Below are 18,625 nucleotides of genomic sequence, written 5' to 3'. Positions count from 1 at the left end.
CCTTCCCCGATGAAACGCCGTGACATCCTCATCGCGCCCCCCGCGCTGGCCGCATTGGCCTTCGCTGCCGGCGCCCGCGCGCAGATCGGCGGCGCGCCGGTGCGCATCCTCGTCGGCGCGCCCGCCGGCGGCTCGACCGACACGCTGGCCCGCTCGCTGGCCGTCAGCATGGGCCCCGCGCTGGGCCGCACCGTCATCGTCGAGAACAAGCCCGGTGCCGGCGGCAACATCGCCGCCGACGCGGTCGCCAAGGCCGCGCCCGACGGCCACACGCTGCTGCTGAGCTTCACCAGCCATGCCATCAACGCCACGCTGTACCCGAGCCTGCCCTTCGACCCGGTGAAGGACTTCACCGCGCTCACTTGCGTGGCCACCTCGCCGTCGATCCTGGTGGCCAACCCTAGCCTGCCGGTGAAGGACGTGCGCGAACTCATCGCGCTGGCCAAGGCCAAGCCGGGCCAGCTCAACTTCGCCATCGGCGCGGTGGGCTCGTCGCTGCACATGGCGGGCGAAGACTTCAAGATGCAGTCGGGCGTGGACATCGTGAACATCCCCTACAAGGGCACCGCGCCCGCCGTGCAGGACCTGCTCGCGGGCCAGGTGCAGCTGATGTTCGCGGCGGTGGGCAACGTCAAGGCCCACATCCAGGCCGGCAAGCTCAAGGCGCTGGGCGTGACCACCGCGAAGCGCCTGCCCGCGTTCCCCGACGTGCCGGCCATCGCCGAGGCCTTGCCGGGCTACGAGTCGAGCGCATGGTTCGGCCTGTTCGGCCCGGCACGCCTGCCCGCGGACGTGGCGCGCAAGCTCGGCGACGCGGCGCGCCATGCGCTGCAGCAGCCCGACATGCGCAAGCGGCTGGAGACCGAAGGCGCGATTCCGGTCGGCAACTCGCCCGAGCAGTTCGCGGCGTTCGTGCAGAGCGAGATCCCGCGCTGGGCCAAGGTCGTGAAGTTCTCGGGAGCCAAGCCGGAATGAGCGCTTTCGCAACGAACCCCACGCCGGAGCACCTGCCGGCCCAGACGCTGGCGCAGAAGCTCATCGCGCGCGCCAGCGGCCGCGACCATGTGGCCGTGGGCGAGATCGTGACCTGCGACGTCGACCTTGCGATGTTCCACGACTCCTCGGGCCCGCGCCGCCTGAAGCCCATGCTCGAAGAGCTGGGCGCGCAGATATGGGACCGCTCGCGCATCGTGCTCGTGATGGACCACTACGTGCCCGAGCGCGACGACGACTCGCGCCGCATCGTGCGCATCGCGCGCGACTGGGCACGCGACCAGCAGCTGCCGCATGTGTACGACAGCCAGGGCATCTGCCACGTGGTGGTGCCGCAGCACGGCCACATCCGCCCCGGCATGCTGTGCGTGGGCGGCGATTCGCACTCGCCCACGGGCGGCGCTTTTGGCGCCTACATGTTCGGCGTGGGCAGCACCGAGATGCTCGGCGTGGTCGTCACCGGCGAGATCTGGCTGCGCGTGCCCGAGACCATCCGCATGTGGTGGGACGGCGCATTGCCCGCGGGCGTGACCGCCAAGGACATGATGCTGCACATGATCGGGCGCTTCGGCATGAACGGCGGGCGCTACCAGGCGGTCGAGTTCGCGGGGCCGGCCGTCAAGGCGCTGTCGATGCAGGAGCGCATGACGCTGTCGAACATGAGCGCCGAGCTGGGCGCGCAGGCCGGGCTGATCGCGCCCGACGAGACCACCGCAGCCTTTCTGGCGACCGCGGGTGCGCCGCGCGCGGACATGGCGCGCTGGTTCACCGACGAGGCCGCCGACTTCACGCGCCACCGCTTCGACGCCGCCACGCTGGAGCCGCACATCGCCGCACCGCACAGCCCGGCCAATTCGCACGGTGTGAGCCGCTATGCGGGCATGCACGTGGACGTGGCCTACATCGGCGCATGCACCGGCGCCAAGCTCGACGACCTGCGCGCCGCGGCCCAGGTGCTGCGCGGGCACAAGGTGGCGGCGGGCATCCGCCTGATCGTCGCGCCCGCCAGCCTGCAGGACCAGGAGCAGGCGCGCGCAGAGGGCGTGCTGCAGGTGCTGATGGACGCGGGCGCCGAGCTGTTCCCGACCGCGTGCGGCGCCTGCTCGGGCTATGGCGATCCGATGGGCGACGACATCACCGTCATCTCGACCACGGCGCGCAACTTCAAGGGCCGCATGGGCTCGCCGAGCGCGCAGGTGTACCTGGGCTCGCCCTACACGGTGGCGGCTGCGGCGCTGCGCGGCCAGGTGACCGATCCGCGCGAGGTGCTGCAATGAGCGTGACACGCGCCACCCACCGCGTCTGGCGCCTGGGCGCGGACATCGACACCGACCTGCTCGCGCCGGGCCATGCCATGAAGCACGGCATCGACATCATCGCGAAGCACTGCCTCGAAGCCATCCGCCCCGACTTCGCCGCCGGCGTGCAGCGCGGCGACGTGCTGGTGGCCGGGCCCAACTTCGGCATCGGCTCCTCGCGCGAGCAGGCCGCCGCCGTGCTGGTGCACCTGGGCGTGGCGGCTGTCGTCGCGCCTTCGTACAGCGGCCTGTACTTTCGCAACGCCTTCAACGTGGGCCTGCTGCTGCTGACCTGCGCCGAGGCCGAGACGCTGAACGAGGGCGAGCAGATCGCCCTCGACACCACGGCACCCGAGATCGTTGCACCCGGCAGGCGGCGCCTGGCCTGCGAGCCGGTGCCGCCATTCCTCATGGACATGGTCCGCGCCGGCGGGCTGTTGAACCAGCTGCGCCAGCGCTCCGGCCGCCCCGCCTTCAAGAAAGCCCCCGATGCCTGATCCTTCTTCCGCCGCAACACTCGACCCCGTCACGCTCGCCGTGCTGCGCGGCCGCCTCGAACAGGTGGCCGACGAGATGGACGCCACGCTCTACCGCAGCGCGTTCAACCCCATCATTGCCGAGGCGCACGACGCCTGCCACGGCCTGTACGACGCCACGACCGGCGACACGCTGGTGCAGGGCAAGTCGGGCCTGCCGGTGTTCGTGGGCGCCATGGCCTTCGCCGTGCGCGCCACCGCCAAGGCCGCCGAGCCGCGCGGCGGCATGAAGGATGGCGACATCTGGATCAGCAACGACGCCTACGACGGCGGCACGCACGCCAACGACTTCAAGCTGGTGAAGCCCTTCTTCCGCAACGGCAAGCTCTACTGCCACATGGCCTCGGCCGCGCACTGGCACGACGTGGGCGGCGCGGTGCCCGGCAACTACAACCCCGCGGCCACCGAGTGCTGGCAGGAGGCGGTGCAGATTCCGCCGGTGCGCATCGTGCGCAACGGCGTGCTCGACGCCGACGTGCTGGCCATCCTGCAGGCCAACACGCGCCTGCCCGACAGCCTGTGGGGCGACCTGAACGGCCAGCTCGCCGCGCTGGAGCTCGGCGAGAAGCGGCTGAACGGCCTGCTCGACGAGTACGGCGACGACCTGGTGCTGAACGCGCTGAGCGAGCTGCGCACCCGCGCGCTGCGCCTGATGCGCTCGCACATCGCCTCGCTGCCCGACGGGCGCTACAGCTTCGACGACGTGCTGGACAACGACGGCATCGTCAACGAGCCGCTCGCCATCGCGCTGGACATGACGGTGGCCGGCGACCGGCTGACGCTCGACTTCTCGCGCACCTCGCCGCAGTGCGCGGGGCCGGTGAACATCTCGCGCGCCACCGCCATCGCGGCCTGCTACGTCGCACTCAAGCACCTGTTCCCCGACGTGCCCGCGAATGCGGGTGTGCTCGATGCGGTGGACTTCGTCATTCCCGACAAGCTCGTCATCAGCTGCGAGCGCCCGCGCCCGGTCGGCGGCTACACCGAGACCATCCTGCGCATGATCGACGTGATCTTCAGCGCCGCCGCGCAGGCCGACCCCACCCGCGCCGTGGCGCAGGCCTACGGCACCATCAATGCGCTGTCGATCGCGGGCCACCGCAGCGACAAGGGCCGCGAAGGCCAGCGCTGGGTGATGTTCAGCTTCTTCGGCGGCGGCCACGGCGGGCACTCGGGCGGCGACGGGCTGTCGCACGGCAACGCGCCGATCTCGACCGCGACCATTCCGCCGCTCGAGATTCTCGAAGCCGCCTACCCGGTGCGCTTCACCGAATGGTCGCTGCGCGCCGACTCCGGCGGCGACGGCCAGCACCGCGGCGGCCTGGGCGCCGTCTATGAAATCGAACTGCTCGAGAAGGACGCCGAGGTGTTCGTCTTCGGCGAGCGCGGCACCTCGCCGCCCAAGGGCATCGCGGGCGGCGGCCCGGGCGCGGTCAACGTGTTCAGCTACGAGAACGCGGGCGAGTGGCACACACCGCCCATGGTGTCGAAGATGCGCGGCATCACGCTGGCGCGCGGCGAGCGCGTGCGGCTGGAAACACCCGGCGGCGGCGGCTGGGGCCATGGCGCCCAGCGCAACCCGGCGCAGCGCGAGGCCGACGTGGCGATGGGCTACGTGAACACCGACAGCAAGAAGAAAGCCTCCGAATGACTTCCCCTGCCAAATCCCTTGTCGTCGGCGTCGATGTCGGCGGCACCTTCACCGACCTGTTCGTGCTCGACGAAGCCAACGGCACCGCGCGCATCGTCAAGGTGCCTTCCACCCGCGGCGAGGAAGCGCGCGGCTTCATGAACGGCGTGGCCCGCGTGGCCGACTCGGCCGCCGACATCTCGACCATCGTGCACGGCACCACGGTGGGTACCAACGCGCTGCTGGAGCGCAAGGTGGCGCGCACCGGCATCATCACCACGCGCGGCTTCCGCGACGTGCTCGAGATGCGCCGGCGCGACCGGCCCGAGACCTGGGGCCTGCGCGGCAGCTTCAAGCCCGTGGTGCCGCGCGACCTGCGCCGCGAGGTGGACGAGCGCGTGCTGGCCGACGGCACGCTGCACACGGCGGTCGACCTCGACCAGGTGCGCGCCGAGGCACGCTTGCTGCTCGAAGCCGGCTGCGAGGCGGTGTGCGTGTTCTTCATCAACACCTACGCCAACCCCGAGAACGAGCGCCTGGCCGTGGCCGCGGTGCGCGAGCTGTGGCCCAACCCGCACGTGACCTCGGCCAGCGAGGTGCTGCCCGAGATCCGCGAGTTCGAGCGCTGCTCGACCGCCACGCTCAACGCCGCGCTGCAGCCGGTGGTGGGCAGCTACCTGGGCCGGCTGGAGAGCGACCTGCGCGCGCAGGGCTTCGCCGGCGAGCTGCTGGTGGTGCAGAGCAACGGCGGCGTGATGTCGCGCCAGACCGCCAGCGACCTGCCGGTGCGCACCGCGCTGTCGGGCCCGGCGGCGGGCGTGATCGCCTGCGCGGCCATTGCGCGCGCGGCGGGCTTTCCGAACGCGATCACGGGCGACATGGGCGGAACGTCTTTCGACGTGTCGCTGGTGGCCAACGGCGAGGCCGCGCTGGCGGCGCAGACCGCCATCGAGTTCGGCATGGTGATCCGCTCGCCCATGATCCAGATCGAGACCATCGGCGCCGGCGGCGGCTCCATTGCGTCGGTGGATGCGAGCGGCATGCTGCAGGTCGGCCCGGAGTCGGCGGGCAGCGTGCCCGGCCCGGCCTGCTATGGGCGCGGCAACATGCGCCCGACGGTGACCGACGCCAACGTGCTGCTGGGGCGCATCGCGGCGGACCGTCCGCTGGGCGGCGGGCTGCTCGCCGCGCTGGACGCAGAGAAGTCGCGCCAGGCGATCGAGGAACATGTGGCGCGCCCGCTGGGGCTTGATGTGTACGCGGCGGCCGAAGCGATTCTTACCGTGGCCAATGCGCGCATGGCCGGTGCCATCCGCCTCGTCTCCATCGAGCGCGGGCACGACCCGCGCCGCTTCGCCTACATGCCCTTCGGCGGCGGCGGCGCGCTGCATGTGTGCGCCATGATGCGCGAGGTGGGCGTGGCCACGGGCATCGTGCCGCGCTACCCCGGCGTGACCTCTGCGCTGGGCTGCGTGATCGCCGACATGCGCCACGACGCGGTGCAGACCCTCAACAAGCCGCTGGCCGAGCTCGATGTGGCCGATGTGCAGCGCCGCATCGACGCGCTGGCCGCCAGCTGCCAGCAGCGGCTCGATTCTTCGGGCGTGCGCTTCGACGAGGTGAAGCAGGTCGTCGCGCTCGACATGCTCTATGCCGGCCAGACGCACACGCTGCCGGTGGTGCTGGCCGATGCGGGCAAGGCGCCGCTCACGGCCGCCTCGATTCGCTCGGCCTTCGAAGCCGCCTACACGGCAGCCTTCGGCCGCGTGCTCGACGGCATCGCCATCCGCGTGATGAACCTGCGCTATGCGCGCATCGGCGTGCGGCCCAAGTTCGACCTGAAGGTGCTCGCACCCGAAGGCGAGGGCAGCACCGCGCCGCTGGGCACGCAGCGCGTGTTCCATCAGGGCCAGTGGCACGACGCGGTGCGCCATGCACGGCTCGAACTGCCCGTGGCCGCGCGCATCGACGGGCCCGCGATCCTGGAGCAGGCCGACACCACCGTGTGGCTGGAACCCGGCTTCCATGCCGAGGTCGATGCGCACGGCAACCTGCTGGTGAGGCCGTCGTGAGCGAAGGCGCGAAGGTGATCGCGGCGAAGACGGCGCTGGTCGTCATCGACCTGCAGAACGACTTTCTCGATGCCAAGGGCGCCTATGCGCGCGGCGGCGACACCAATCCGCCGGCCTTGCTGCTGCCCGAGCGCGTGGCCGCCGTGGCGCGCGCGCTGAAGGCGGCGGGCGGGCTGGTCGTCGCCAGCCAGTTCACGCTGTGGCCCGATGCGAAGGGCGAGCCGATGGTGTCGCCGCACCTGAAGGCGCTGCGCCCGTACCTGGCGAAGGGCGACTTCGCGCCCGGCAGCTGGGGCCAGGCCAATGTCGATGCGCTGGCGGGCCTGGTCGACGTGACGGTGAGCAAGGTCGCGTACTCGGCCTTCTTCAACACCCAGCTCGACTGGGTGTTGCGCCGCGCGGGCATAGCCACCGTGGCGGTCTGCGGCATCGTCACCAACGGCGGCGTGGCCAGCACGGTGCGCGATGCGCACATGCGCGACTACCGCACGCTGGTGCTGGGCGACGGCTGCGCGGCCTTCGGCGAGGAGCGCCACAACATCTCGCTGGCCGACATGCGCAACGTGGCCGAGGTCACGAACTGCCAGCCCTTCATCGATTCGATCGATTCGCTCGCATGACGCAACCCGTGCGAACCATTCGCCGCGCGGCCTCGGTCGAGGCCGACATGCATGTGGCGGTGGCCATCGTCGGCGGAGGCGCCTGCGGGCTCACCGCCGCGCTGATGCTGGCCGATGCCGGCGTCGACTGCGTGGTGCTCGAACGCGATGCGCTGCCGAGCGGATCGACCGCGCTGTCCTCGGGCTTCATTCCCGCGCCGGGCACGCGCACGCAGCGCGCGCACGGCGTGGCCGGCGACAGCGCGGCGCGCTTCGGGGCCGACATCCAGGCCAAGGCGCACGGCCGTGCGGCACCGGCGCTGGTCGAGGCCTATGCCGCCGCCATCGGCCCTGCGCTCGATGCGCTGCAGGAGCGGCACGGCCTCGCATGGATGCTGCTCGACGGCTTTCTCTACCCCGGCCACAGCGTGCACCGCATGCACGCGCTGCCGCAGAAGACCGGCGCCGCGTTGATGGCCGCGCTGCAGGCCGCAGTGGAGGCCGCCGGCGTCCCCGTGCTCACGCAGGCGGTGGTCGACACGCTGGTGCTCGACGACGAAGACCGCGTGATCGGCATCGACTACCTGCGCCCCGACGGCCGGCACGAGACGCTGGGCTGCGACGCGCTGCTGCTTGCCTGCAACGGCTTCGGCGGCAACACGCAGATGGTGCGCACGCTGCTGCCCGAGATGGCCGAGGCCACCTTCGGCGGGCATGTGGGCAACGACGGCAGCGCCATCCTCTGGGGCGAAGCGCTGGGTGCGCAACTGCGCGACCTGGGTGGCTACCAGGGGCACGGCTCTTGGGTCACGCCGCAGGGCGCATTGATGTCGTGGGCCGTGATGATGGAAGGCGGCGTGCAGCTCAACAGCGAAGGCCGTCGCTTCCATGACGAAACGCAGGGCTACTCGGAGGCTGCGGTGCACGTGCTGGCGCAGCCCGGCGGCATTGCGTGGAACGTGTTCGACACGCCCTTGCTCGCGCTGGCGCGCGGCTTTCCCGATTTCTGCGAGGCCGAGGCGGCGGGCGCGCTGCGCCGCTGCGACTCGGTGGCCGCGCTGGCCGACTGCATCGGCTGCGAGCGCGCGGTGCTGCAGGCCACGCTCGATGCGATGCGCGGTGGCACGCCGGGCGCCGACGGCCGCGTGTTCGCACGCGGCCTCGACGCGCCGTACTTCGCCGTCAAGGTGACCGGCGCGCTCTTCCACACCCAGGGCGGCCTGGCCACCGCGCCCGACATGCGCGTGCTGCGGCAAGACGGCACGCCGCTGCCCAACCTGCTCGCGGCGGGCGGCGCGGCGGGCGGCGTCTCGGGCGACGCGGTGTGGGGCTATCTCTCCGGCAACGGCCTGCTGAGCGCCGTGGCCGGCGGGTACATCGCGGCGCACACGGCTGCCGCGTTCATTCGATCCAAGGAGGCGTCCGCATGACGACCGACAACTTCAAGACCCGGCTGGCGCGCAACGACATCGTGCTCGCGCCGGGCGTGTACGACGCGCTGAGCGCGCTGGTGGCCGAGCAGGCCGGCTTCGAGGCGCTGTACCTCTCGGGCGCATCGATCGCCTACACGCGGCTGGGCCGCTCCGACATCGGCCTGACCACCTTCACCGAGGTGGCCGACACGCTCGCGCGCATCACCGAGCGCGTGAACCTGCCGGTGATCGTCGATGCCGACACCGGCTTCGGCAACGCGCTGAACACGCAGCGCACGGTGCGCGGCTTCGAACGCGCGGGCGCGGCCATGGTGCAGATCGAGGACCAGACCTTTCCCAAGCGCTGCGGCCACCTCGACGGCAAGGCCGTGGTGCCCGAGCGCGAGATGGTCGGCAAGCTCAAGGCCGCGCTGGACGCGCGCGCCTCGAGCGACACGCTGATCCTCGCGCGCACCGACGCGGTGGCGGTCGAAGGGCTGGAGGCCGCGCTCGACCGCGCCGAGGCCTACCTCGAATGCGGCGTGGACGCGCTCTTCATCGAGGCACTGCGCTCGCCCGCGCAGATGGATGCGGCGTGCCAGCGATTCGGCGACCGCGTGCCGCTGCTGGCCAACATGGTCGAAGGCGGCAAGACGCCGATCCAGGATGCCGATGCGCTGCAGAAGCACGGCTTTCGCATCGCCATCTTCCCGGGCGGCACGGCGCGTGCGGTGGTGCACACGCTGCAGGGCTACTACGCGAGCCTGCACCAGCACCGCACCACGCAGCCATGGCGGCCCCAGATGCTGGACTTCGATGCGCTCAACGAAGTGATCGGCACGCCCGAGCTGATGCGCACCGGCCAGAAGTACGACTGACGACGCGGCTCAGCGCAACGCGCGGACCAGCGCGTCGTACACCAGCCGCACACGCGCCGGCACCGGCGCGCGCTGCGAGCGGTAGACATGGATGGGCCAGGGCTCGGGCGCCTCGGCCTCCAGCACCGGGACCAGCGCGCCCGACTGCAGCAGCGGCTCGGCCAGCGGCCCCACGAGCTGGCCGAAGCCGATGCCCGCCAGCACCGCCGCGCATTCCGCATCGACGTCGTCGGTGACGAAGGACGGCGCGGCGATCGGCACCTGCCGCCCCTTGCTGAAGAACCACGACCACGGGCGGCCCGAGCTGCGGTCCATCAGCGCGGTGAGCGGAAAGCCGGGCAGCGCATCGAGGCTCTTCGGAATGCCGGTGCGCTCGATCAGCGCCGGCGCGGCCACCACGTAGAGGCGCATCTTGCCGACGGTGCGCGCGACGAAGCGCGCATCGCGGATGGGGCCTGCCCGCACCCCGATGTCGATCTGCTCGTCGACCACGTCGGCATGGGTCTCCGACAGCCTCAGGTCGAGCACCAGGCCGGGATGCTCGGCCAGCATCGGCGCCAGCACCTGCGGGATCAGCCGGCGGCCGAACACGTTGGGCGCCGTGACCCGCACCGTGCCCGCGTGCTGCGACAGCGCGCGCCGGTCGGTGCGGTGGAACAGCGCGTCGACGCCGCCCACCGCGGCACGCGCGCGCTGTGCGAGCTGCCGGCCGAAATCGGTGAGCTGCACGCCGCGCGTGCTGCGGTGAAACAGCGGCTCGCCCAGTTCTTCTTCCAGCTCGCGCACCGCACGCGTCACCACCTGCGGCGACACGGACAGGCGCACGGCGGCCTCGCGGAAGTTGGCGGCATCGGCAGCGGTGAAGAAGACGCGCAGGGCTTCGAGGCGGTTGGACATGGAGTGTTCCTTGTTGAGGAATTCTGAAGTCGCCAGAGTTTCATTTACTGGAACGCGTGGATTTTCCACACTGTATGCACTTCTTCAACACACCCGAAAGGAATTTCCCATGACATCCGTTCAAGACAACATCAAGGGCAAGGTCGCCATCGTCACCGGCGCGAGCAGCGGCATCGGCGAATCCATGGCGCGGCACCTGGCCGCGCGCGGCGCCAAAGTGGTGCTGGCCGCGCGCCGCACCGAGCGCCTCGACAAGGTGGTCGCCGAGATCCGCGAGGCCGGCGGCGAAGCCATTGCCGTGGCCACCGACGTGGCGAAGCGCGCCGACCTCGACAAGCTGGCCGTGGCCACGGTCGAGGCCTTCGGCCGCATCGACGTGCTGGTCAACAACGCGGGCGTGATGCCGCTGTCGCCCATCGAGAAGCTCAAGGTCGACGAGTGGGACCGCACCATCGACGTCAACATCAAGGGCGTGCTGTACGGCATTGCCGCGGTGCTGCCGCGCATGCAGGCGCAGGGCAGCGGCCACATCCTGAACGTGGCGTCCATCGCCGGGTTCAAGGTGTTCACGCCCATCGGCACGGTGTACAGCGCGACCAAGCATGCGGTGCGCGCCATCTCCGAAGGGCTGCGCATCGAAATGGGCAACAGCGGCGTGCGCGTGACCACCGTGTCGCCCGGCGCGGTCGAGTCGGAGCTGAAGTTCGGCAGCAGCGATGCCGACAGCGCGGCCGGCGTGCAGGCGTTCTACGAAGCCAACCAGATCCCGGCCGACGCGGTGGCGCGTGCCGTGGTCTACGCGGTGGAGCAGCCGGCGAACGTGGACATCAACGAAGTGGTGGTGCGACCGGTGTCGCAGGAGTTCTGAGTCGCACGGTCGCCGACATGACCGAGGGAAGGGGCCGATTGCGGCCCTTTTCGTTTCAATTAACCTTCAACAACTGAAGGTTTCTGGAAGCCGAAACCTCGAAGTCCCTGCAAAATAGAACGACCGTTCGTTTTTTTGTCTGGGATTTCCACGATGACCGCCACCGCCGCTCCCGCCAAGCCCGCCCGCGCCGCCCAGAAGGGCCAGCAGACCAAGGCTGTCATCGTCGATGCCGCGCTGGCGCTGGCCGCGCAGATCGGCCTGGAAGGCCTGTCGATCGGCGCCGTGGCCGAGATCACCAAGATGAGCAAGTCGGGCGTCTTCGCCCACTTCGGCTCGCGCGAGGAACTGCAGATCTCGGTGGTGCGCGAATACCACGCGCGCTTCGAACAAGAGGTGTTCTTCCCCGCCTTGAAGGCGCCGCGCGGCCTGCCGCGGCTGCGCGCCATGTTCGCCAACTGGATGAAGCGCACCTCGACCGAAATCGACTCGGGCTGCATCTACATCAGCGGCGCCTCCGAATTCGACGACCGTCCGGGGCCGGTGCGCGACGCGCTGGTCGAGTCGGTCAGCATCTGGCAGGCCGCCGTGCTGCGCGCCATCGTGCAGTCGAAAAGTGAAGGCCACCTGCGCGCCGACGCCGACGAGCGCCAGGTGGGTTTCGAGATCCACGGCCTGATCCTCGCGCTGCACTACGAGGCGCGCTTTCTCCAGGTGCCCGGCTCCATCGGCCGCGCCAACGTCGGTTTCGACAACATCCTCGCGCGCAGCGCGACCCCCGAGGCCCCCAAGCCGGAGGCTGCCACCGCAGCCGCACCCGCGGGCCGCCGCTTGAAGACCGTGCGCTGACACGCGCGCGGCTCGTCCCGCTTTCACGTTTCTGTTTTTTCTTTTTTCTATCTAGCTTCGACCAGGAGAGTTCCGGATGCCTACCTACACCCCCCCCGTTCGCGACATGCAGTTCGTGCTGCACGAAATGCTCAACGTCGCCGAGGAACTCAAGGCGCTGCCGGCCCATGCCGAGACCGATGCCGACACCATCAACGCGGTGATCGAAGAGGCCGGCAAGTTCGCCGCCGAAGTGACCTTTCCGTTGAACATCAGCGGCGACGAAGAAGGCTGCGTGCTCGACAAGGCCACCCATGAAGTGACCACCCCCAAGGGCTTCAAGGCCGCCTACGCCAAGTACGTGGAAGGCGGCTGGCCTGCGCTGTCGTGCGACCCGGCCTTCGGCGGCCAGGGCCTGCCGTTCGTGGTGAACCAGTGCCTGTTCGAAATGCTCAACAGCGCCAACCAGGCCTGGACCATGTACCCCGGCCTGTCGCACGGCGCGTACGAAGCGCTGGTGGCCCACGGCACCGAAGAACAGAAGAAGACCTACCTGCCCAAGCTCACGAGCGGCGAGTGGACCGGCACCATGTGCCTGACCGAACCCCATTGCGGCACCGACCTGGGCCTCTTGCGCACCAAGGCCGAGCCGCAGGCCGACGGCACCTACCGCATCACCGGCAGCAAGATCTTCATTTCGGCCGGCGAGCACGACATGACGGACAACATCATTCACCTGGTGCTGGCCCGCCTGCCGGACGCGCCCAAGGGGAGCAAGGGCATCAGCCTGTTCGTGGTGCCCAAGTTCCACGTCAAGGCCGACGGCTCGCTGGGCGGGCGCAACCCGATCTTCTGCGCCGGCCTGGAGCACAAGATGGGCATCCACGGCAACGCCACCGCGCAGATCGTGATCGAAGGCGCCACCGGCACGCTGGTGGGCGAGCCCAACAAGGGCCTGGCCGCCATGTTCGTGATGATGAACGCGGCTCGTCTGGGCGTGGGCAACCAGTCGCTGGGCCTGACCGAAGTGGCCTACCAGAACGCCCTGGCCTACGCCAAGGACCGCACGCAGATGCGTTCGCTGTCGGGCGTGAAGGCCAAGGACAAGGAAGCCGACCCCATCATCGTGCACCCCGACGTGCGCAAGATGCTGCTCACCGCCAAGGCCTATGCCGAAGGCGGCCGCGCGCTGCAGATCTTCTGCACGCTGCTGCTCGACAAGGAACACAACCACCCCGACGAGAAAGTGCGCAAGGACTCGGGCGAACTGGTCGCGCTGCTCACGCCCATCGTGAAGGCCTTCATCACCGACAACGGCCACATCGCGACCAACGCGTGCATGCAGGTGTTCGGCGGCCACGGCTTCATCAAGGAATGGGGCATGGAGCAGTTCGTGCGGGACAACCGCATCAACATGATCTATGAAGGCACCAACACCATCCAGTCGCTGGACCTGCTGGGCCGCAAGGTGCTGGGCAACAACGGCGCGTCGCTGAAGAAGTTCGGCAAGCTCGTCGCGAAGCTGGTGGAAGAAGAGGGCGTGAACGAGAAGATGGCCGAGTTCATCAACCCGATTGCCATGCTGGGCGACCAGCTCACCAAGTTCACCACCGAGATCGGCTTCAAGGGCTTCCAGAACCCCGACGAAGTGGGCGCCGCCGCGGTGGACTACCTGCGCGTGGCCGGCCACTTCGTGTTCGGCTACCTGTTCGCACGCATGGCGCAGGTCGCGTTGCGCGAAATCGCCGCCGGCAACACCGACCCGTTCTACGTGGCCAAGCTGCAGACCGCGCGCTTCTACTTCGCCAAGCTGTTCCCCGAGACCGCGACGCTGATGCGCACCGCGCGCGCCGGCAGCAAGGTGCTGATGGACACCGACGCGGCATTGGCCTGAGGCCGGCCTCTTGCCCTTTTTGCCCTTTCGCCCTTTCCTTCACCTCTGCGGGAGACACGCATGAAAACAACATTCGCAGCCGTTCTGTTCGCCGTCACGGCGGCCTCTGCCATGGCCCAGTCCACGCCCGTGGGCGTGTGGCGCAACGTGGACGACAAGACCGGCGAGGTCAAGGCCGAGATCAGCATCGCCGAGACCAACGGCGCGCTGCTCGGTCGCATCGAGAAGGCACTGGGCAAGGACGCCAAGCCCGGCGCCACCTGCGACGAATGCAGCGACGACCGCAAGGGCAAGCCCATGGTCGGCCTGGACATCATCCGTGGCGGCAAGAAGGCCGAGGGCAAGGACGTCTGGGAAGGCGGCAAGATCCTCGACCCCGAGAACGGCAAGGAATACCGCGCCAGCTTCACGCCCGTCGACGGCGGCAAGAAGCTCGAAGTGCGCGGCTATCTGGGCCCGTTCTGGCGCACCCAAACCTGGAACCGTGTTCCTTGACCCACCCCCGTAGCTGCTCACTTCGTGTGGCAGCCTCCCCCTCAAGGGGGCAACACCAGCGGCCCGGCAAAGCCGGTTCCGCGGTGTTCCCCGAACTGATTCAGAACTTCGAAACTCCGCTATGTCCCGATTTCAAGTGAAGAAGGTCGCCGTGCTCGGCGCCGGCGTGATGGGCGCGCAGATTGCGGCCCACCTCGTCAACGTGCGCGTGCCTGTCGTGCTGTTCGACTTGGCCGCAAAAGAAGGCCCGAAGAACGGCATCGTCACGCGCGCCATCGACAACCTCAAGAAGCTCAAGCCCGCGCCGCTCGGCGACGTGGCCGATGCCGTGTTGATCGAGCAGGCCAACTACGAGGACGACCTCGCCAAGCTCGGCGAGTGCGATCTCATCATCGAAGCCATTGCCGAGCGCATGGACTGGAAGCTCGATCTCTACAAGAAGATCGCGCCGCACGTCGCCAGGCATTCGATCCTGGCCTCCAACACCTCGGGCCTGTCGATCACCAAGTTGAGCGAGGCATTGCCTGAGGCGCTGAAGCCGCGCTTCTGCGGCATTCACTTCTTCAACCCGCCGCGCTACATGTTCCTGGTGGAGCTGATCAACACGCCCACCACGCAGCCGCAGGTGCTCGACGACCTCGAGGCCTTCGTCACCAGCACGCTGGGCAAGGGCGTGGTGCGCGCGCACGACACGCCCAACTTCATCGCCAACCGCGTCGGCATCGCCGGCATGCTGGCCACGCTGAAGGAAGTCGAGAAGTTCGGCCTCACGCCCGACGTGGTGGACGACCTCACCGGCAAGAAGCTGGGCCGCGCGAGCTCTGGCACTTTCCGCACGGCCGACGTGGTGGGGCTGGACACCATGGCCCACGTCGTGAAGACGCTGCAAGACACCCTGAACGCCGAGACCGATCCGTTCTACGCCAACTTTGCGACGCCGCCGGTGCTCGCCAAGCTGCTCGAGCTGGGCAACCTGGGCCAGAAGACCAAGGCCGGCTTCTTCAAGAAGGTCGGCCGCGACATCCTGCGCTTCGACCTGAAGAGCGGCGAGTACGTGCCCGCCGGCGCCAAGGCCGACGAGGTGTACGGCCGCATGCTGAAGAAGCCTGCGGGCGAACGCCTGAAGCTCTTGCGCGAGAGCGAAGGACCGCAAGGCCAGTTCCTCTGGGCCATCCTGCGCGACGGCTTCCACTACGCCGCCGTGCACCTGGCCGAGATCGCCGAGAGCGCGCGCGACATCGACTTCGCGATGCGCTGGGGCTTCGGCATGAAGCAGGGCCCGTTCGAACTCTGGCAGGAAGCAGGCTGGGCACAGGTTGCCAAGTGGATTCAGGAAGACATCGACGCGGGCAAGGCGCTGAGCACGGTGCCGCTGCCCAAGTGGGTGTTCGAAGGCGCGGTTGCCAAGGCCGGTGGCGTGCACACGCCCGAAGGTTCATGGAGCGCGCTGCAAGGCCGGTTCATCCCGCAGCGCAAGCTGCCGGTGCACGACCGCCAGCTGTTCCCCGAGAGCGTGCTGGGCGCGAACGCGGCCGATGCCAACAAGGCCGGCACCACGATCAGCGACGAAGGCGACGTGCGCGTGTGGACGCTGGACGGCGAGGTGCTCATCGCGAGCATCCATTCGAAGATGCACGCCATCAGCCCCGACGTGGCCGAGGCGCTGGGCGCCGCGGTCGAGCTGGCCGAGGCCGAGTACAAGGGCCTGGTGATCTGGTCGCCCGATGAGATGTTCTCCGTCGGCGCCGACCTGCAGGCGATGCTGCCGGCCTTCGTGGTCGCGGGCATCGGCGCGGTCGAGGGCGCGGAGGAAGAGCTGCAGAACGTGATGCTCAAGATCCGCTACGCCAGCGTGCCGGTGGTGTCGGCCGTGCGCGGCCTGGCGCTGGGCGGCGGCTGCGAGCTGGCGGTGTATTCGTCCAGGCGCGTGGCGGCGATGGAAAGCTACATCGGCCTGGTCGAAGTGGGCGTGGGCCTGATCCCCGGTGCGGGCGGGCTGACCTACATCGCACGCCGCGCGGCGGAGAACGCATCGGCTTCCACGGGCACCGACCTGCTGCCGTTCCTCACGGAAGGCTTTACTGCCGCCGCCATGGCGAAGGTGGGCACGGGCGCGCTCGATTCGAAGAAGCTGGGCTACCTGCTCGACAGCGACGTGATCGTGCCGAACAAGGACGAGCTCCTTTACGTGGCGTTGCAGCAGGCCAGGGCGATGGCCGATGCCGGCTACCGCGCACCGCTTCGCCGCAGCTTCCGCGTGGCGGGGCGCAGCGGGGCGGCCACGATCAAGGGGCAGCTGGTGAACATGCGCGACGGCGGGTTCATCAGTGCGCACGACTTCCACATTGCAAGCCTGATCGCGGGTGTGGTCACCGGGGGCGACGTCGATGCGGGTTCGCTCGTGACCGAGGAATACCTGATGACGCTGGAACGCAAGGCGTTCTGCTCGCTGATCGTGCATCCGAAGACGCAGGAGCGGATCATGGGGATGCTGAGTACGGGGAAGCCTGTACGGAACTGACCTGCATTTCTCCTTCCCCTTCCGGGGGAAGGCAGGGATGGGGGCTCTCCAACCAAGCACGATGCGAAACCAGTCCACGCCCAATGCCCGTGCAAACGCACAGGTGCTGCGTCGCGAGATGACCGACTCGGAGCGCAAGCTCTGGGGCGGTCTGCGCGCGGAGCAATTGGGCGTGAAGTTTCGGCGCCAGCATCCGCTGGGCGGCTACATCGCCGACTTCGCGTGCCTTGCGCCGAAGCTGATCGTCGAACTCGACGGCTCCCAGCACCAAGCGCAGCAAGGTTACGACGCGCGACGTGACGCATTTTTCCGCGCGCAGGGTTTCGACGTGCTGCGCTTTGCATCGAACGATCCGTTCACCAATCTTGATGGGGTTCGCCAGGCCATAGCCAACCGGCTTGTCGAGTTGACGCCGCAGGCCCCCATCCCAGCCTTCCCCCGGAGGGGGAAGGAGCAAGAAAATCCAGGAGCTTCTTCATGAGCAGCAAACAAGTCCAAGACGCCTACATCGTCTCCGCCACCCGCACCCCCATCGGCAAGTCGCATCGCGGCTTCTTCCGCAACTACCGCCCCGACGACCTGCTCGCGACCACGCTCAGGGCCGCGCTCGCCGCGGTCCCCAGCCTCGACCCCAAGGCCATCGAGGACATCATCTGCGGCTGCGCCATTCCCGAGTCGCAGCAGGGCCTGAACGTCGCGCGCATCGGCGCGGTGCTCGCCGGCCTGCCGACCAGCGTGGGCGGCATCACCGTCAACCGCTTCTGCGCCTCGGGCCTCTCGGCCGTGCAGATGGCGGCCGACCGCATCCGCGTGGGCGAAGCCGACGTGATGATCGCCGCCGGCGTCGAGAGCATGAGCATGGTGCCCATGATGGGCAACTCGCCTTCGCTGTCGCCCGCCATCTTCGAACGCGAAGGCGACGTGGGCATCGCCTACGGCATGGGCCTCACGGCCGAGAAGGTCGCGCAGCAGTGGAAGGTGAGCCGCGAAGCCCAGGACGCGTTCGCGCTCGCCTCGCACCAGAAGGCACTGGCCGCGCAGAAGGCCGGCAAGTTCGCCGACGAGATCACGCCCATCGAAGTGACCGACCGCACGCCGAACCTGGAGACCGGCGAGTCGGTCGCCAAGACCCGCACCGTGAGCCTCGACGAAGGCGCGCGCCCCGACACCAGCATCGAAGGCCTGGCCAAGCTGCGCACCGTGTTCGCCGCGCGCGGCACCGTGACGGCCGGCAACAGCTCGCAGACCTCCGACGGCGCGGGCGCGCTGATCCTGGCGAGCGAGAAGGCCGTCAAGCAATACGGCCTCACGCCGCTCGCGCGCTTCGTGAGCTTCGCCAGCAAGGGCGTGCCGCCGCACATCATGGGCATCGGCCCGATCGAGGCGATTCCGGCCGCGCTGCGCTACGCGGGCCTGAAGCACGAGGACATCGACTGGTTCGAGCTCAACGAGGCCTTCGCCGCGCAGTCGCTGGCGGTCATCCAAACGCTGGGGCTCGACCCGTCGAAGGTCAACCCGATGGGCGGCGCCATTGCGCTGGGCCACCCGCTGGGCGCGACCGGTGCTATCCGCTCGGCGACAGTCGTGCACGCGCTGCGTCGCGAGAATCTGAAGTACGGCATGGTCACGATGTGCGTGGGCATGGGCCAGGGCGCTGCGGGCATCTTCGAGCGCGTCTGACAGCCCAGGTCGTTTTGCCGTGCA

16 protein-coding genes are annotated in these 18,625 nt (G+C 69.1%); 15 read left to right on the top strand and 1 reads right to left on the bottom strand.

Annotated features, from left to right (window positions below; translation table 11 throughout):
* The first annotated feature begins 9 nt into the window (after positions 1 to 9).
* From ACSFBM_RS22465 to ACSFBM_RS22430, 8 genes are read left to right on the top strand one after another with little or no spacing between them, the layout of a single operon-like run.
* Positions 10 to 975, top strand: coding sequence for a tripartite tricarboxylate transporter substrate binding protein (locus tag ACSFBM_RS22465; RefSeq protein ID WP_435486345.1), 966 nt, complete (start codon positions 10 to 12; stop codon positions 973 to 975).
* Positions 972 to 2,270 (top strand): 3-isopropylmalate dehydratase large subunit, encoded by a 1,299-nt coding sequence (locus tag ACSFBM_RS22460; RefSeq protein WP_435486344.1) that lies wholly within the window; start codon positions 972 to 974, stop codon positions 2,268 to 2,270. Before ACSFBM_RS22465 ends, ACSFBM_RS22460 begins: the two co-directional genes overlap by 4 nt.
* Entirely contained in the window at positions 2,267 to 2,788 is a 522-nt protein-coding gene (locus ACSFBM_RS22455; RefSeq protein WP_435486343.1) for a LeuD/DmdB family oxidoreductase small subunit, read from the top strand. Before ACSFBM_RS22460 ends, ACSFBM_RS22455 begins: the two co-directional genes overlap by 4 nt.
* Complete coding sequence (locus tag ACSFBM_RS22450) at positions 2,781 to 4,478, top strand: hydantoinase B/oxoprolinase family protein (protein ID WP_435486342.1); 1,698 nt, start codon at positions 2,781 to 2,783, stop codon at positions 4,476 to 4,478. The genes ACSFBM_RS22455 and ACSFBM_RS22450 overlap by 8 nt, the downstream gene beginning before the upstream one ends.
* On the top strand, positions 4,475 to 6,529 hold the full coding sequence (locus ACSFBM_RS22445) for a hydantoinase/oxoprolinase family protein (protein WP_435486341.1): 2,055 nt from the start codon (positions 4,475 to 4,477) through the stop codon (positions 6,527 to 6,529). Before ACSFBM_RS22450 ends, ACSFBM_RS22445 begins: the two co-directional genes overlap by 4 nt.
* Positions 6,526 to 7,149, top strand: a complete 624-nt coding sequence (locus ACSFBM_RS22440; protein WP_435486340.1) for a cysteine hydrolase family protein — start codon at positions 6,526 to 6,528, stop codon at positions 7,147 to 7,149. The genes ACSFBM_RS22445 and ACSFBM_RS22440 overlap by 4 nt, the downstream gene beginning before the upstream one ends.
* Positions 7,146 to 8,558, top strand: coding sequence for an FAD-dependent oxidoreductase (locus tag ACSFBM_RS22435; RefSeq protein ID WP_435486339.1), 1,413 nt, complete (start codon positions 7,146 to 7,148; stop codon positions 8,556 to 8,558). The genes ACSFBM_RS22440 and ACSFBM_RS22435 overlap by 4 nt, the downstream gene beginning before the upstream one ends.
* On the top strand, positions 8,555 to 9,418 hold the full coding sequence (locus tag ACSFBM_RS22430; RefSeq protein ID WP_435486338.1) for an isocitrate lyase/PEP mutase family protein: 864 nt from the start codon (positions 8,555 to 8,557) through the stop codon (positions 9,416 to 9,418). Before ACSFBM_RS22435 ends, ACSFBM_RS22430 begins: the two co-directional genes overlap by 4 nt.
* 9 nt (positions 9,419 to 9,427) lie before the next feature.
* Here ACSFBM_RS22430 and ACSFBM_RS22425 read toward each other — a convergent pair whose 3' ends face one another.
* Positions 9,428 to 10,315 (bottom strand): LysR family transcriptional regulator, encoded by an 888-nt coding sequence (locus tag ACSFBM_RS22425; protein ID WP_435486337.1) that lies wholly within the window; start codon positions 10,313 to 10,315, stop codon positions 9,428 to 9,430.
* A 109-nt stretch (positions 10,316 to 10,424) separates the two neighbouring features.
* Between ACSFBM_RS22425 and ACSFBM_RS22420 the strand changes: the two genes are divergently transcribed.
* The 7 genes from ACSFBM_RS22420 to ACSFBM_RS22390 all read left to right on the top strand — a co-directional run bounded on the left by ACSFBM_RS22420 (position 10,425) and on the right by ACSFBM_RS22390 (position 18,601).
* The gene (locus ACSFBM_RS22420) at positions 10,425 to 11,183 is read left to right on the top strand and encodes an SDR family oxidoreductase (protein WP_435486336.1); all 759 of its coding nucleotides are present in this window, start codon (positions 10,425 to 10,427) and stop codon (positions 11,181 to 11,183) included.
* A 153-nt stretch (positions 11,184 to 11,336) separates the two neighbouring features.
* Entirely contained in the window at positions 11,337 to 12,032 is a 696-nt protein-coding gene (locus tag ACSFBM_RS22415; protein ID WP_435437944.1) for a TetR/AcrR family transcriptional regulator, read from the top strand.
* A 76-nt stretch (positions 12,033 to 12,108) separates the two neighbouring features.
* Positions 12,109 to 13,905: an acyl-CoA dehydrogenase C-terminal domain-containing protein gene (locus ACSFBM_RS22410; protein WP_435486335.1), complete on the top strand. Its 1,797-nt coding sequence runs from the start codon at positions 12,109 to 12,111 to the stop codon at positions 13,903 to 13,905.
* Positions 13,906 to 13,965: 60 nt separating this feature from the next.
* Positions 13,966 to 14,400 carry a DUF2147 domain-containing protein gene (locus ACSFBM_RS22405; RefSeq protein WP_435486334.1) on the top strand — a complete coding sequence of 145 codons (435 nt, stop codon included), beginning with the start codon at positions 13,966 to 13,968 and terminating at the stop codon, positions 14,398 to 14,400.
* 121 nt (positions 14,401 to 14,521) lie between these two features.
* Positions 14,522 to 16,921, top strand: coding sequence for a 3-hydroxyacyl-CoA dehydrogenase/enoyl-CoA hydratase family protein (locus ACSFBM_RS22400; protein WP_435486333.1), 2,400 nt, complete (start codon positions 14,522 to 14,524; stop codon positions 16,919 to 16,921).
* Between the two features lie 61 nt (positions 16,922 to 16,982).
* Entirely contained in the window at positions 16,983 to 17,402 is a 420-nt protein-coding gene (locus ACSFBM_RS22395; RefSeq protein ID WP_435486332.1) for an endonuclease domain-containing protein, read from the top strand.
* The gene (locus tag ACSFBM_RS22390; protein WP_435486331.1) at positions 17,399 to 18,601 is read left to right on the top strand and encodes an acetyl-CoA C-acyltransferase; all 1,203 of its coding nucleotides are present in this window, start codon (positions 17,399 to 17,401) and stop codon (positions 18,599 to 18,601) included. Before ACSFBM_RS22395 ends, ACSFBM_RS22390 begins: the two co-directional genes overlap by 4 nt.
* The last annotated feature ends 24 nt before the right edge of the window (positions 18,602 to 18,625 follow it).

Origin of the sequence: Variovorax pasteuri (genome assembly GCF_051216435.1) — a bacterium.
Lineage (GTDB): Bacteria > Pseudomonadota > Gammaproteobacteria > Burkholderiales > Burkholderiaceae_C > Variovorax.
This window is presented reverse-complemented; position numbering and strand designations above follow the sequence as displayed.